Source organism: Vibrio sp. 10N.222.55.C6, from assembly GCF_041473395.1.
In the GTDB taxonomy this organism is placed as follows: domain Bacteria; phylum Pseudomonadota; class Gammaproteobacteria; order Enterobacterales; family Vibrionaceae; genus Vibrio; species Vibrio crassostreae_C.
In genome coordinates, this window is the sequence record NZ_JBFRSD010000009.1 from 59874 (window position 1) to 74187 (window position 14314).

The 14314-nt window shown below is 44.8% G+C and carries 15 protein-coding genes and 1 riboswitch; of the genes, 12 read left to right on the forward strand and 3 right to left on the reverse strand.

Going from position 1 to position 14314, the window contains the following annotated elements:
• Positions 1-93 precede the first annotated feature (93 nt).
• From coxB to AB4486_RS08915, 4 genes are read left to right on the forward strand one after another with little or no spacing between them, the layout of a single operon-like run.
• Positions 94-1296: a cytochrome c oxidase subunit II gene (gene coxB, locus AB4486_RS08900; protein ID WP_372116979.1), complete on the forward strand. Its 1203-nt coding sequence runs from the start codon at positions 94-96 to the stop codon at positions 1294-1296.
• On the forward strand, positions 1293-2954 hold the full coding sequence (gene ctaD / locus AB4486_RS08905; protein ID WP_017061756.1) for a cytochrome c oxidase subunit I: 1662 nt from the start codon (positions 1293-1295) through the stop codon (positions 2952-2954). Before coxB ends, ctaD begins: the two co-directional genes overlap by 4 nt.
• 11 nt (positions 2955-2965) lie before the next feature.
• The gene (locus AB4486_RS08910; protein ID WP_017064839.1) at positions 2966-3595 is read left to right on the forward strand and encodes a cytochrome c oxidase assembly protein; all 630 of its coding nucleotides are present in this window, start codon (positions 2966-2968) and stop codon (positions 3593-3595) included.
• A gap of 38 nt (positions 3596-3633) precedes the next feature.
• Positions 3634-4518 carry a cytochrome c oxidase subunit 3 gene (locus AB4486_RS08915; protein ID WP_009845661.1) on the forward strand — a complete coding sequence of 295 codons (885 nt, stop codon included), beginning with the start codon at positions 3634-3636 and terminating at the stop codon, positions 4516-4518.
• Between the two features lie 19 nt (positions 4519-4537).
• Here AB4486_RS08915 and AB4486_RS08920 read toward each other — a convergent pair whose 3' ends face one another.
• Positions 4538-4768: a DUF2909 family protein gene (locus AB4486_RS08920; protein ID WP_017066085.1), complete on the reverse strand. Its 231-nt coding sequence runs from the start codon at positions 4766-4768 to the stop codon at positions 4538-4540.
• Here AB4486_RS08920 and AB4486_RS08925 point away from each other — a divergent pair.
• The 4 genes from AB4486_RS08925 (at position 4656) to cyoE (ending at position 8326) form a co-directional block, all read left to right on the forward strand.
• Positions 4656-5603, forward strand: coding sequence for an SURF1 family protein (locus AB4486_RS08925; RefSeq protein ID WP_102428788.1), 948 nt, complete (start codon positions 4656-4658; stop codon positions 5601-5603). The genes AB4486_RS08920 and AB4486_RS08925 overlap by 113 nt on opposite strands.
• Positions 5596-6204: a hypothetical protein gene (locus AB4486_RS08930; protein WP_372116980.1), complete on the forward strand. Its 609-nt coding sequence runs from the start codon at positions 5596-5598 to the stop codon at positions 6202-6204. Before AB4486_RS08925 ends, AB4486_RS08930 begins: the two co-directional genes overlap by 8 nt.
• Before the next feature lie 102 nt (positions 6205-6306).
• Positions 6307-7362 (forward strand): heme A synthase, encoded by a 1056-nt coding sequence (locus AB4486_RS08935; protein ID WP_372116982.1) that lies wholly within the window; start codon positions 6307-6309, stop codon positions 7360-7362.
• The gene (gene cyoE / locus AB4486_RS08940) at positions 7352-8326 is read left to right on the forward strand and encodes a heme o synthase (protein WP_372103304.1); all 975 of its coding nucleotides are present in this window, start codon (positions 7352-7354) and stop codon (positions 8324-8326) included. The genes AB4486_RS08935 and cyoE overlap by 11 nt, the downstream gene beginning before the upstream one ends.
• Before the next feature lie 111 nt (positions 8327-8437).
• Here the strand turns inward: cyoE and gbpA are convergent, their stop codons facing one another.
• Positions 8438-9904 carry an N-acetylglucosamine-binding protein GbpA gene (gbpA, locus tag AB4486_RS08945; protein WP_372058056.1) on the reverse strand — a complete coding sequence of 489 codons (1467 nt, stop codon included), beginning with the start codon at positions 9902-9904 and terminating at the stop codon, positions 8438-8440.
• Between the two features lie 72 nt (positions 9905-9976).
• A riboswitch (cyclic di-GMP riboswitch) is annotated at positions 9977-10066 on the reverse strand.
• Between the two features lie 323 nt (positions 10067-10389).
• On the opposite strand from gbpA, the gene AB4486_RS08950 reads away from it, so the two are divergent.
• The 4 genes from AB4486_RS08950 (at position 10390) to aroG (ending at position 12774) form a co-directional block, all read left to right on the forward strand.
• On the forward strand, positions 10390-10743 hold the full coding sequence (locus tag AB4486_RS08950) for a hypothetical protein (RefSeq protein ID WP_017068634.1): 354 nt from the start codon (positions 10390-10392) through the stop codon (positions 10741-10743).
• Positions 10744-10843: 100 nt separating this feature from the next.
• Entirely contained in the window at positions 10844-11179 is a 336-nt protein-coding gene (locus tag AB4486_RS08955) for a hypothetical protein (protein WP_372116984.1), read from the forward strand.
• Positions 11180-11192: 13 nt separating this feature from the next.
• Positions 11193-11408, forward strand: a complete 216-nt coding sequence (locus AB4486_RS08960; RefSeq protein WP_004730103.1) for a DUF3820 family protein — start codon at positions 11193-11195, stop codon at positions 11406-11408.
• A 313-nt stretch (positions 11409-11721) separates the two neighbouring features.
• Positions 11722-12774 carry a 3-deoxy-7-phosphoheptulonate synthase AroG gene (gene aroG, locus AB4486_RS08965; RefSeq protein WP_017061746.1) on the forward strand — a complete coding sequence of 351 codons (1053 nt, stop codon included), beginning with the start codon at positions 11722-11724 and terminating at the stop codon, positions 12772-12774.
• A gap of 110 nt (positions 12775-12884) precedes the next feature.
• On the opposite strand, the gene AB4486_RS08970 is transcribed toward aroG, so the two are convergent.
• The gene (locus AB4486_RS08970) at positions 12885-14309 is read right to left on the reverse strand and encodes a phosphomannomutase CpsG (protein ID WP_102332022.1); all 1425 of its coding nucleotides are present in this window, start codon (positions 14307-14309) and stop codon (positions 12885-12887) included.
• Between the last annotated feature and the right edge of the window lie 5 nt (positions 14310-14314).

Sequence of the window (14314 nt, forward strand, 5' to 3'; positions counted from 1 at the left end):
TTCATGTGTAGCCGGAATAACAATGAATGTTGTCCAGTTCGCAACGACATTTAGGTCGCAAGTATCCAATTAGGAAGGACAAGGAGAGATCTTTTGAAAAGATTACTGGTTAGGCTAGCGTGGCTTTTGAAGAGTTTTGTTGTGCTTTTAGTATCGCCTTTAGTGCACGCTAGCAGTGATTACAACATGACTCAAGGCGTCACTGAGATCAGTGGTAAGGTGTATGAACTTCATATGCTGATCTTCTACATCTGTTGTGCGATTGCCTTTGTTGTTTTTGGTGTGATGTTTTATTCGATTTTGAGGCACAGGAAATCGAAGGGCGCAGTTGCTGCCCATTTTCACGAAAGCACGAAAGTCGAAATTCTTTGGACCATCATCCCTATCATCATTCTCATCGCTATGGCGATACCCGCCACCAAAACCTTAATAGCGATGGAAGATACCTCCCAATCAGATCTGACCGTTAAAATCACCGGGTCACAATGGAAATGGCATTACAGCTATTTTGGTGAAGACGTCGAATTTTTCAGCCTTCTAGCGACCAGTGACAAAGAGATTGAAGGCCTCGAAGTGAAAGGCGCGCATTACCTGCTAGAAGTTGATAAGCCGCTGGTACTGCCTGTTGACCGTAAAGTCCGTTTCTTGATGACTTCCGATGATGTGATTCACTCATGGTGGGTGCCAGCATTCGCCATTAAGAAAGATACCATTCCGGGCTTTATTAATGAGGCTTGGACTAAGATAGATGAGCCTGGTGTTTACCGAGGGCAGTGTGCAGAGTTGTGTGGTCGTGCCCATGGTTTCATGCCGATCGTGGTGCATGCCATGGAAGAAGACGAGTTTGACGCATGGCTAGCGGAACAGAAAGAGTTGGCGATAGCTGAACAACAAGCCGCGAAAGATGCATTAGATGCGTCACTTTCCTTGGCGGAGTTGAATACCATCGGTGAAGAGGTTTACAAAACTCGATGTGCGGTTTGTCACCAAGCAAACGGTGAGGGCATTCCTGGAGCATTCCCTGCCATCAAAGGAAGTCCTATTGCCCTTGGTGATGTGGATGTTCATATCGACACAATTGTTTATGGTCGTGGCGGTACGGCGATGCAAGCATTCGATAATCAGTTAACCGAGAAAGAGATCGCAGCGGTAGTGACTTATCAACGAAACGCTTGGGGTAATGATACCGGCGATATTGTTCAGGCCTCAGATATCAACGCTTATAAGGCGAAGCAAGAAGGCAGTTCTGAAAGCTCAACGGATGATGCACAAAATGATGCTAAGGATCAGTTATGAGTTCACCAATCAATAAGCCGGTGAAATCGGCTCCAGCAGAAGATCAAGTACTGAGCCATTCTGCGGAAGGCACCTTGGGCAATAATGATTTGCCTGTTGATGATCACGATTCACATGCGGCACCTAAAGGCTGGGCTCGTTGGCTGTATTCAACCAATCATAAAGACATTGGTACACTTTATTTGTGGTTCAGCTTTGCAATGTTCTTAACGGGCGGCGCAATGGCGATGGTGATCCGTGCGGAGCTGTTCCAACCGGGTTTGCAACTCGTTGAGCCAGATTTCTTCAATCAGATGACTACAGTCCATGGTTTAATCATGGTATTCGGTGCCGTAATGCCTGCATTTACGGGTTTGGCTAACTGGATGATTCCGATGATGATCGGTGCACCAGATATGGCGCTGCCGAGAATGAACAACCTCAGTTTCTGGATCTTGCCTTTTGCGTTTCTAATCTTAATTGGATCTTTGTTTACAGAGGGTGGCGGCCCGAGCTTTGGTTGGACCTTCTACGCGCCACTCTCGACAACTTATGGCCCCGACAGTACCGCGCTATTCGTATTCTCAGTTCATATTATGGGGATCAGTTCGATCATGGGGGCGATTAACGTGATCGTAACCATAGTGAACATGCGCGCACCGGGCATGACTTGGTTCAAGCTACCGATGTTCGTATGGACTTGGTTAATTACCGCTTTCTTGCTGATAGCCGTGATGCCCGTGCTCGCGGGTGCGGTGACCATGGTACTGACTGACAAATATTTTGGGACTAGTTTCTTTGATGCCGCTGGTGGTGGTGATCCGGTGATGTTCCAGCACATATTCTGGTTCTTTGGGCACCCCGAAGTGTACATCATGATCTTGCCGTCTTTTGGTATTGTCTCAGCCATCATCCCTGCATTCAGTGGTAAGCGCCTGTTTGGTTATCACTCGATGGTTTATGCGACCTGTAGTATCGCACTGTTGTCATTTTTGGTTTGGGCACACCACATGTTCACCACGGGTATGCCAGTATTTGCCGAACTGTTCTTCATGTATTGCACCATGTTGATAGCGGTGCCGACCGGTGTGAAAGTCTTCAACTGGGTGGCGACCATGTGGCGCGGTGCTTTGACCTTTGAAACACCAATGCTGTTTGCGATTGCCTTCATTGTTTTGTTTACGATTGGCGGGTTATCTGGATTGATGCTCGCTATCGTGCCAGCTGATTTCCAATACCACGATACTTATTTTGTTGTGGCTCACTTCCATTATGTTCTGGTAACCGGTGCCGTGTTCTCGATTATGGCTGCTGCCTATTATTGGCTGCCTAAGTGGACCGGACATATGTACGACCACAAGCTCAGCCTGTGGCATTTCTGGACGTCGGTGATTTCAGTTAATGTACTGTTTTTCCCGATGCACTTTTTAGGGTTAGCGGGTATGCCGCGTCGTATTCCTGATTATGCGATTCAGTTTGCTGACGTTAACCAAGTCGTGTCGATTGGTGGTTTTGCGTTTGGGTTGTCTCAGCTAATTTTCTTATGGCTAGCGATTAAGTGCGTAAGAGGGGGAGAGCCTGCGCCAAGTAAGCCTTGGGATAGAGCTGAAGGTCTTGAATGGACAGTACCAAGCCCTGCGCCTCACCACACCTTTACCCATCCGCCGAAAGTGGATTAGAGGGCAGAACCATGAGTGATAAGCAAAGCGATCCCAATCAAGATAAAAAACAACCTAAGCGCCTGTCTAATAAGCGATCGACCAAAAAGCTGACGGGCTACTTGGTGTTGAGCGTGGTTGCGATGTTTTGCTTCGGTTTCGCTTTGGTGCCGCTCTACGATGTCATGTGTGAGGCCTTAGGCATCAATGGCAAAACTAATACTGTTTCAGCGGTGCAACCTCAGGGAATGCAGCCAGACTACTCTCGTACGGTTCGAGTCGAATTCATGTCCCACATCAAGCCAGATATGCCATGGCAGTTTTCGCCTGAAGTTCGAGTGTTAGAGGTTCATCCTGGTGAGGTGGTTCAAACTAACTACATTGCCAAAAACCTTTCTGGAGCCTCATTGGTTGGCCAAGCCGTACCGTCGGTTTCTCCAGGTATGGGGGCAACCTACTTCAATAAGATGGAATGCTTTTGCTTTAATCAGCAGCCATTGGACGGGCACAAGAGCGCAGAAATGGGTTTGATATTTTACATTGAGCCAGATATTCCAGAATCGATACATACGCTGACGCTCTCTTACACATTATTCAATATCACGAATGAGGTGGGTGCTGCGGCCAATAAATCTGAGCCTAACGTACTCGCAAGTAACTAGGAATTTACAGAACCAGTATCAACATAAGGAGTTGAGCGATGAGTTCTAAAAAGGAAGTGTATTTCGTTCCACATCAAAGTCACTGGCCATTGGTGGGTGCTGTAGCACTGTTTTTGGTCGCGGTTGGCGCTGGCTTGACGGTGCAAAACATGGGTACCGACGCCGCAGGTGGTGTGTTTGGCAAAGCGGTGTTGTTAGTCGGGTTTGCTGTGCTGCTTTACATGCTCGCAGGTTGGTTTAGCAATGTGATCACAGAATCATTGAGTGGTCTCTATTCTGAGCAGATTTCTCGTTCTTTTAGACAAGGAATGAGTTGGTTCATCTTTTCCGAAATCATGTTCTTTGGCGCTTTCTTTGGCGCGCTTTTCTATGCTCGAATGATTTCTGTGCCTTGGATTGGTGGTGCGGGCAATAATGAAATGACCCATGAAGTATTGTGGCCGATGTTCCAATCAATTTGGCCACTAACGACGACCCCTGATGGCGTAACGACACAAGCCATGCCTTGGCAAGGTATCCCGCTTAAGAACACCATTATTCTGCTGCTTTCCTCTGTGACGCTGCACATGGCACATATCAGTCTTGAACAAAATAAGCGTATGGCTTTGATCGTGTGGTTGGAGATAACCATTGTTCTGGCTGGCTTCTTCCTGTTCTTCCAAGTTGAAGAGTATCTTCACGCTTATCAAGAGATGGGGCTGACACTTCAGTCTGGCATCTACGGTAATACCTTCTTTTTACTTACTGGGTTTCATGGCTTACATGTCTGTTTAGGGACGATCTTTTTGATTGTGTTGCTGGCAAGGGTTGCGAAAGACCACTTCACTCCGAAAGACCACTTTGCGTTCCAAGCGGGCAGTTGGTATTGGCACTTTGTTGATGTGGTTTGGTTAGGCCTGTTTGTATTTGTCTATGTGCTTTAACTGCTGAGCCTATAGGGGATTAATAGGGGCGAGGGTTAGGAGTTATCACTCCTGATCCCAAAGCAAGTAATAAAAGTAGCACGACAACGGCTGACCACATGACACGACGACCCAAGAAGTAACTGAGTCTTTTTCCATTGTGTTTACCTGAGGCGATTTGGATTAGACCTTTCATCAAATTGAAAGCGATAAAAAACAGCAAAGCGACCAATACGACTTTAAATAACAGAACAAAGGTAGATGACGCCATAGTGATAACTCCAAACCGATTGATTGATGATGAACACAAGTTCCGCAGTAAAGGTTTTTGGATAGCGGTTGTTTTAACTGTGGTTTCAGTCGGCGCTTTAATCAAGTTAGGTTTATGGCAACTCGATCGTGGTAACGAGAAATTACGTTATGAACAGCAACTATCAGAAAGAGCGCAGCAATCGTTTAGGTCATTGGACACGGTTATCTCTGAATGGAAGGGCTCGCGTACACAAGCCCAAGGTACATCTGAACAGCAGTTTTTAAATGGTTTGAAGGTTGATGTTGAATTGGAAACACCAAGTGGTTTGGTGGTCTTGTTAGACAATCAGATTAACCAAGGAACGGTGGGGTATGTGATTTACATGTTGGGTGAGGTTCAATCTAAAGAGCAAGGCAACCAGCTTTTACACGAAAAGCAGTTATTGATCGATCTTGGGTTTGTTCCGGCAAGTAATGACAGAAGAGAACTACCGCAATTAGGAAGTATCACTGTACCAACCAAAATGTCAGGGCGCTTGTATACACGCTCAATTAATCCTTTAAGTCATGAGTTGGGTTTAGAAAATACGACACCGAATAGAATCCAAAACCTAAACATAGCAGCGTTATCACAGTATACAGGACAAGAAGTGCTGCCCTTTGTCTTCCAACCTCAGAGTTTAGATTCATGGCCCTATGAAATGTTATGGCGTCCAACGGCGATGAGGTCTGAGAAGCATTTTGGTTACTCATTTCAATGGTTTGTTATGGCTGCGGTACTTTTGTTTTTGATGTTGTTGATTGGCTATCGGTACCTAAAAGCAACACCTATCACGAGGAATAAGGATGGATAAATCTCAAGCACAAGTGAACAGGGAAATTACCGAGGCAAACATGGCTGAGCTCAGAAGCCGTCGTACTAAAGGACGCTTGGTATTAATCGGACTCGTTTTAATTTTCGCTTTGCCAGCCATTATCGCCAAAACTGTGTTGGATCAGAATTGGTATACGTCAGGTGTCACTAACTCAGGCGAATTGGTAGAACCAAGAATTACACTAGCGGATTTTGGCGTAACGGTACCCATGGCAGGAGAGGGTTGGGTTGTGGGGTATATCGCACCGATGGAGTGCGAAAGCTTGTGTGAACAACAACTCCATTATTTGAATCAAAGTTATTTAGCGCTAGGGAAAAACAAAGAGCGCGTGACCGCCGTTGTTTTTGTATCGGAAGGTAACTCGTTAACGGGTTACCTTGATAAGCCGGATTTGTCTTTTTTAGCTGGTGGCGATCAGTTAAGCACCGAGTTTGCACCGGCTTCCATTGTCATTATTGACCCGCTAGGACAGTTGGTTATGGAATACAAAAGCGTGTCGGAACCGTCGCAGTTAGTCGGGCAATCCAAAGGCATGATTCATGATTTAAGAAAGCTACTTAAGCTATCACGAGTTGGGTAGTTGATAAGATTATCCACTAAAGCTTAAGTTTATAAGCTTTAGCAGATTGCGTTAATGCTGAGTGTTGTTAGCGAAAAGGGAATAAGTATAGGGAGATAAACGATGCAGAATAAAGCCCCTGATTTACTCATGCACATGATGAGATTAACTATCTTGTTAACCCTTACCGTGATTGTGCTCGGCGCTTATACCCGTTTGTCTGATGCTGGCCTTGGCTGTCCTGACTGGCCTGGGTGCTATGGAAAGATTACCGTTCCCTCGAATACCCAAGCAGTTAATCAAGCCAATCTACAATTTCCAGAACGAGCTCTCGAAGCAGACAAAGCTTGGATAGAGATGATCCATCGCTACTTTGCAGGAACATTAGGGCTGCTTATCTTTGTCGTTGTTGCTTGGTGTATTAAAAAGAATATAACAGCTGCTGGTCTTCCGTTACTTATCTCTGCAACCGTGATATTTCAGGCTTTGCTTGGAATGTGGACGGTGACTCTCAAGTTGATGCCCGTTGTGGTTATGGCGCATTTGATGGGGGGCTTCACGTTGCTGTCACTGCTGTGTCTGCTCTACTGTCGTTTGTCTCAATTCCAAAGCCGTTTTGGTGAGGCTACCTATTCTTCATCACTTAAAGTCTCGGCACTATTCGGATTACTCATTGTAGTCGGGCAGATACTGCTTGGTGGCTGGACATCGTCTAATTATGCCGCTCTGGTGTGTACCCAATTACCTATCTGCGAAGGGAACTGGACAAGCTATTTAGATTTCAAGAATGCGTTCGATTTTGCTCAACATGGACACGACAACTATGAGTTTGGCGTGTTGGAATATCCAGCAAGGCTTACCATTCATGTTATGCACAGGTTCGGGGCTATTGTGGCGACGTTAACGGTGCTGATGATCGTGTACCAGCTATGGAAATTTGGCCAAGCGCCTCACCAAAAGCTGAGCGTGATTGTCGCAATAGTCCTGTTTACCCAAATCAGCCTTGGGATCAGTAATGTATGGTTTCACCTGCCAATCTCAGTCGCGGTTTTGCATAACCTAGTCGCAGCGATGTTGCTCATCAGTATGGTTGTAACCAATTTTGTCGTGTGGCAACACAAACCAAGTCAGAGCTTGGTGAAGAACAGTGTATTACAAGGAGGTAATCATGGTCAGTAGAACGTCAACACAGTATGAAGTGGTGGCTCAAGACGCAGCCTTAACTCATAAGATAACAGCCAATAATGACATAACTTTAAGTAACGAAAAGGCTGAAAAAAACAAAGCCACTTGGAAAGTTTATTTAACGCTGACTAAGCCTAAAGTGGTGGCTTTGATGTTGCTGACAGCATTGGTTGGGATGTGTTTGGCCGTGCCGAATGGATTGCCTTTGCAACAAACTCTGTTCGGAATGATTGGGATAGGGTTAATGGCAGGTTCAGCGGCTGCGTTTAACCATTTGATCGATAAAAAGATCGACGGCCAGATGACTCGAACAAATCGACGCCCTTTACCATCCGGTGAGCTGAGTAGTGTGCGTGTGTTTAGCTTTGCAGCAGGTATCGGCTTACTTGGGTTTGCCACGTTAATGGTGTGGGTCAATCAACTCACGGCTTGGTTAACCTTTGCAAGCTTGTTGGGTTACGCGGTGATTTATACCATGTACTTAAAACGAGCGACGCCACAAAACATTGTGATCGCAGGGATTGCAGGCGCAATGCCACCTCTACTGGGCTGGACGGCAGTCACCAACGAGCTTCATTCAAATGCTTGGTTGTTGGTGATGATCATCTTTATTTGGACACCTCCGCACTTCTGGGCGTTGGCAATTCATCGTCGTGATGAGTATGCCAAAGTGAATATCCCCATGCTGCCTGTGACCCATGGTATTGCTTACACCAAAACATCGATTCTGCTCTATACCTTGCTGCTAAGCATCGTATGTATATTGCCAGTGTTGGTCGGCATGAGTAGTTGGATATATCTAAGCGCTTCATTGGTGCTCAACGGCGGGTTTGTTTATCACGCTTGGATACTTAAATATCGTGATGAGCCTAATATGGCGATGAAGACCTTTAAGTTCTCCATCTATCATCTCATGATCTTGTTTGTGGCTCTGTTGGCAGACCACTATCTACTTTGACAACTGGCGTTTCTACTTTTAATGAACAAGAAAACGGATGCTCTGGGCATCCGTTTTTGTTTGGTTGATCACTAAAACTCACCTAATACAAAGTAAGTATCTAGCGAGTACTTAGTCCACTTTGTTCCAAGCACTTTGCCAGTGTGAACCGACACCTGGTTCGTACTGAGTTGCTGTTGGAGCCCATTGAACACAGTAGCCAGAGTATGGGAACTCTTTACACTGATAAACGCCACCATCGCTGCTTAGAACCTTTGTTCCTGCTGTGTAAGACTCAATGCTTTCTGGGAACACGAAGTCGTAGTCGCCTGCTGGTGGCGGTGTTTGCTCGTCCATTAGGTGGAAATCAAGCGTGTTCTGATCAACTAAGTTACCTTGGTCATCTTTCGTCACAACCACAAGCATGTGGTGACCAGCTTCAGACTTAGAAAGAGTCAGTTGAATATCTTCAACTTGTCCGTCTGTTAGATCCGATTTCTGAGATGCAAGTGCTTCACGGTGATGGTTGTACACGGTAAGCTCAGCTTGGATATCGCCTGTTGCCGTTAACGTAAGATCAAGCTGAGTAGGTTGGCTCTCATCGATAATGTACTCTGATTCTAAGCCCGAGACTTCAAGATCATGCTCGGGTTCTGGAGTATCAATCTTGTAGCCGATTTCGACACTGTTAAAGCCAGAGCCTGCTTTTAGATAAACAGGATTCGTGCCGTAAACGGGTGCGAAATCGCCTTGGTCATTCAATTGACCTGCTTTGATTTGCGTCTGCTCTTGGTTGATCTTAGAAGCAAGCGCGTAAGACCAGTTATTGGCTTTGCCTTGTTCAGAAGTTTCAATCACAAGCTCAGTGCTGTATGAAGCGTTCTCACCAGACTGGTCGAATACACGCGTATAAACAGCGTCACCAACATTCAGGTCTTGTGTCGGGTTGATTTGACCACCTTGATCCCAATCAGGAATGATAGGGCCGTCACCATCAAATTTCACGTCGATAACGTTGTAGAAAGCCGCTGCAGTGTCACCTACATCCCATACGGCAAGGATCACTTGATAACCTTCACGCTCTGGGACATTACACAAGTGACTGACTTGCATCGGTGGCTGTTCCATATTGCCTTCAACAACACAGAATGGCGTTAAGTCAAAAGAGCTGCGAGCCAACGGCTGGTTTGGATTCCAGTCGGGTTGAGTAATGTAATATTTCCAATCGCGAGTCTTGTGGTTAGCTGTGAATGTCCACTCGAAGTATTGAGAACCAGACTTGATAGGGCGTTTAACCCAGCGGTCTGCCTTTTGTTCGTCTAGTGCTGCTGCTAAAGAAGATTGCGCACTGGCGATTTTCCCATCAGCAGGGCCAACTTCTGGGAAGCCTTCAGGGCCTTCTACACTTTGTGGTTCGTATTGGATACCACCACAGTTGGTGTTTTTCTCTTGCGTATCACTCGCAGGGAACTTACATAGGGCAACACGGCTCTCAGCTACGCCATTGTTGTATGCCGAGACATAACCGTGACCGAAGCTTGCACCGCTTACGCTAAGAAGCGATAGCGCGATGAGTGATTTTTTTTGGAGTTGTTTCATTATTTGTCCTTACTGTATTTGGCCGACAAAAAAGAGAACACCCCGGCATGCATTTACACTTAAATTCTATTAAGTGGCGGCCCCGCTATCATAGACAGAATATTTGTCGACAGACCGGTGGCTTTGCGTCCTATTCTTTCAAATAGTTTGCCAGAAGTGCGTTTGAGCAATCGAAATGTAGCCAACCAGTTTTATAAATGCGAATCAATCGATTGAAATGTGGAATGCCAATCTCGAACTTTTAATTCTTGATACAAATTAACTTGCTATATGTTTAGTTCGTTAACGTATAAATTATTGATATAAATAAAGAAAGCATTTGATCTAATCGTTTTAGTGAATGACTTTGGGTTGTTTCGCTTCGCTCTGTACAACAATTGTGCACATATCAAAACCAAACCTTTGGTTTCCACTAACCGAACCCTGACACGCCATGTATGAAAAACCGGACAATTGATTGGTATGAATTATATAAAGGAGCCAGTATGGAATTCACAGAACTAGACAGAGACGCGTTGTATCAAACGTGGATGTCACAAAAATCGAGAATGCGAATTACGCAGATGGAGTTTTCAAAAAAGCTAGGCATGAACCAGCTTGATTTCTCAAGAGTGCTAAGAGGGGAGACGCCATTAACCATGTCTTTCATTAGTCATTTTTGTCGTTTACTTCATTTGGAACCAAGGAATGTATTCCCCTCGCTAAAAGAGGTCAATGAATCGGGGCCTAAAGTGGTCTACCTGAAAAGTAGAATGAGTGTTGATGGTGAGATCCAAAATGCTTATATTGAAGGAAATCAGGTAATTGTAGAGTACGCACACACTGTTCAACATGATTAATTTTAGAGTTAGCTCTGATTTTTAACCCCCTTTTTCTACAACCTTTTCACATAGGGTATGTCATACTTAATTAGATTCCTTAATTTTGACTAAGTGCGTTATGAACCCTTTAAAAGTCCTTTTGCTTGTTGCAACCAGCATTTTCTTGCTTGGTTGTGCAGGCGGCCCAATTAGAACCGCTACTAAATTTACCAGCTACGAAGATTTTCAGGCTGGGCCTGACGGAGGCGTCGACTTGGTTTGGGCAAGGGTTGGGCTACGTGACGCGCAGCGTTTGAAATCCAAGTTAGATGACTACGATTCTGTGGTGATCGACCGTGAAGCGGGTAATAAAGACTTTTCAACCATGATTGATTCGCTGGATGATGCCAAAGACGCGATCAACTATTGGGTTGAACGTTTAGGTGATACTCTACACAACATAGATGACGCATAGTAAAGACCGAATAATGCTAGAGAAAGAGAACCTGATTAAGTTGGCTCGAATGCAGATGCCATTTGGAAAGTACGCGGGTCGTACACTGATTGACTTACCTGAAGAATATTTGCTGTGGTTTGATAAAAAGGGATTCCCGTCTGGTGAACTCGGCGATTTATTGAAACTGTGCCTTGCTCTGAAAATTGAAGGGCTTGATAGTGTCGTCAAGCCATTGAAAAGAATGTAATTAAATAAAAGCTCACGCTGATCACGTGAGCTTTTTTGTTTTTGAGTTCGACACAATTTTACATGCATGATGTAGCTTGAAGAATGGCTCTTCTTACCTTGCTATAAAATACGCAATCGATAGCGTGTAAATAATGGTATACAGGGTGTTTTAAATATAAAACACAAAAAAAATTGCGTTTATTTTTAATTAGTGATTGAAACTAGAGTTTTTACTAGTTAAGTTACAGGGAACAAGAAGATTAGTGCTGATAGAAAGTGACGTGAGACAACGTACATTCAGCTCAAGGATAGAAAAAAGGAAGAAGTAAGCAATGTTCCAGACTGATGATGTAAGAATTAACAAAGTAAAAGAGTTATTACCCCCTGTTGCTGTTTTAGAAAAGTTTCCAGCGACAGAAGTTGCTTCTTCTACAACCTTTGAAAGCCGCAAAGCGATCCACAATATTTTAGAAGAGAGCGATGATCGCTTGCTTGTTATTGTCGGCCCATGTTCTATTCATGACACAGAAGCTGCTCTTGAGTACGGTAAACGTTTGAAAGTGTTGCGCGACGAACTTGGTGATAACCTTGAAATCGTAATGCGTGTTTACTTTGAAAAACCACGTACAACTGTTGGTTGGAAAGGTCTAATAAATGACCCGTACATGAACGATACGTTCAAGCTAAATGATGGCCTTCGTCTAGGACGTAAGCTACTGCTGGACCTAACTGACATGGGCATGCCAACGGCAAGCGAATTCCTAGACATGATCACGCCTCAATACGTTGCTGACCTAATCAGCTGGGGTGCAATCGGCGCACGTACTACAGAATCTCAAGTTCACCGCGAACTGGCTTCTGGCCTATCTTGCCCAGTTGGATTTAAGAATGGTACTGATGGCAACATCAAGATTGCAACAGATGCTATTCGCTCTGCTAGCGCTTCTCACCACTTCTTATCAGTAACTAAGTACGGTCACTCAGCTATCGTTGAAACAGCAGGTAACCCTGATTGTCATATCATCCTACGTGGTGGCAAAGAGCCAAATTACAGCGCAGAACACGTTGGTAAGATTAAAGAAGAGCTAGCAGCTTCTGGTCTTCCACAAAAAGTGATGATCGATTTCAGCCACGCAAACAGCTCTAAGCAGTTTAAGCGTCAAATGAACGTATCTGATGACGTAAGCGCACAAATTTCTGGTGGCGACAAAGCTATCTTTGGTGTGATGATTGAATCTCATCTTGTTGAAGGTCGCCAAGACCTGGTTGAGGGCAAAGCTGCAACGTACGGCCAATCTGTTACTGATGCGTGTATTGGTTGGGAAGACACTGAAACAGTACTTCGCCAGCTGGCAGACGCTGTTGAAGCTCGTCGTAACAAATAGACTAATTACAGTCAGCGATTAAGCTACTGAAAATTCAAAGCCCTTAGTTAGCAACAGCTAATAAGGGCTTTTTTGTGGATCTTAGTTGAAAACTGGAAGTGTCTGTATTCTTAAATGAGAAAAGACAGTAACTCGTCGACTTTAAGTGACAGTAAAGCTTTATCTTGTTTGGTTTCAACGTTAAGGCGTATTAATGGCTCGGTATTGGACTTTCTTAAGTTGAAGCGCCATGAGCCCATATTCATGCTGATTCCGTCTGTGTGATCGATCTCAACGGCATGATCTTGGTAGTGCGATAACACGCAAGCCATGACCTGCTCTGGGTCTGAGACTCTTCGATTGATCTCCCCGGAAGAGGGGAATCTATCTATACTAGTACTCGTTAATTGGTGAAGAGATTGTTGAGTTTTCGACATCAGCTCGATAACCAATAGCCAAGGAATCATGCCTGAATCGCAATATCCAAAATCACGAAAATAATGGTGTGCGCTCATTTCGCCCCCATAGACGGCATTCGTTTCACGCATCTTCTCTTTGATCAGTGCGTGTCCTGCTTTAATTCCAATCGCTTTTCCACCATGCGTTTTTGCGATTTCAATTGTGTTCCAGGTCATGCGCATATCGTGCAATACAGTCGTGTTAGGCTGTTTGACCAAGAATGCTTCAGCAAGCAACCCTACAATGTAATAACCCTCGATGTAATTGCCTTGCTCATCAAAGAAAAAGCATCGGTCGAAGTCTCCATCCCAAGCAATTCCAAGGTTGGCAGAATGCTCTAAAACGGCATCTCGAGTGGCTGCTTGGTTCTCTCTAATCAAAGGGTTTGGAATACCATTTGGGAAGTTTCCATCAGGGTTATGATGAACTTTGATGAAGGTGATAGGGACACCGAGTTCGTTAAATTTATTATCTAAAGCATCAATGATATGTCCTGCAACACCGTTCCCAGCATTAACCACAATCTTCATCGGTGACAGCTTTGATGGGGTTATGTACGAGAGTAGGTGCTCGACGTACGGAGCAAGAATACTGTTCGATCTACTAGAGTTACTTGGTTGTGCATGAACGAACGGTAAATTGCAGTTCAGCTCTTGATTAAGTTCTTCAATGCGTCGTTTGATTTCATCTAAACCACTGTTTTTACTGATAGGGCTAGCGTCTACACCGACCATTTTCATGCCGTTGTAATTGATTGGGTTGTGGCTGGCTGTGATTTGTATTCCGCCAATCGCTTTTAGGTAACGAGTCGCAAAGTAGACCTCTTCAGTGCCAGTCATACCTAGATCAATGACGGTAATCCCTGACTCGATTAAGCCTTTGGTCATGGCTTCTTGTAATGACAGGGAGGTTTTGCGGTTATCACGACCAATCACTACCTGCGCCAAACCATCGAGTGAGGTTTCAGGCTTAGCGGATAGGACGTATTCGCCAAATGCCTTACCGAGCAGGTAGGCGAGTGGCTCATTGATTTGTTTACCAATGACGCCGCGGATATCGTTGTTCTTAAAGCAGTTTAGGTCTAATGTTGGTTTCATCGATT

Bases quoted from the DNA above. Each gene is read 5' to 3' on its own strand.
- ctaD (WP_017061756.1), top strand. From the start codon at position 1,293: ATGAGTTCACCAATCAATAAGCCGGTGAAATCGGCTCCAGCAGAAGAT.
- AB4486_RS08910 (WP_017064839.1), top strand. From the start codon at position 2,966: ATGAGTGATAAGCAAAGCGATCCCAATCAAGATAAAAAACAACCTAAG.
- AB4486_RS08915 (WP_009845661.1), top strand. From the start codon at position 3,634: ATGAGTTCTAAAAAGGAAGTGTATTTCGTTCCACATCAAAGTCACTGG.
- AB4486_RS08920 (WP_017066085.1), bottom strand. From the start codon at position 4,768: ATGGCGTCATCTACCTTTGTTCTGTTATTTAAAGTCGTATTGGTCGCT.
- AB4486_RS08930 (WP_372116980.1), top strand. From the start codon at position 5,596: ATGGATAAATCTCAAGCACAAGTGAACAGGGAAATTACCGAGGCAAAC.
- AB4486_RS08935 (WP_372116982.1), top strand. From the start codon at position 6,307: ATGCAGAATAAAGCCCCTGATTTACTCATGCACATGATGAGATTAACT.
- cyoE (WP_372103304.1), top strand. From the start codon at position 7,352: ATGGTCAGTAGAACGTCAACACAGTATGAAGTGGTGGCTCAAGACGCA.
- gbpA (WP_372058056.1), bottom strand. From the start codon at position 9,904: ATGAAACAACTCCAAAAAAAATCACTCATCGCGCTATCGCTTCTTAGC.
- AB4486_RS08950 (WP_017068634.1), top strand. From the start codon at position 10,390: ATGGAATTCACAGAACTAGACAGAGACGCGTTGTATCAAACGTGGATG.
- AB4486_RS08955 (WP_372116984.1), top strand. From the start codon at position 10,844: ATGAACCCTTTAAAAGTCCTTTTGCTTGTTGCAACCAGCATTTTCTTG.
- AB4486_RS08960 (WP_004730103.1), top strand. From the start codon at position 11,193: ATGCTAGAGAAAGAGAACCTGATTAAGTTGGCTCGAATGCAGATGCCA.
- aroG (WP_017061746.1), top strand. From the start codon at position 11,722: ATGTTCCAGACTGATGATGTAAGAATTAACAAAGTAAAAGAGTTATTA.
- AB4486_RS08970 (WP_102332022.1), bottom strand. From the start codon at position 14,309: ATGAAACCAACATTAGACCTAAACTGCTTTAAGAACAACGATATCCGC.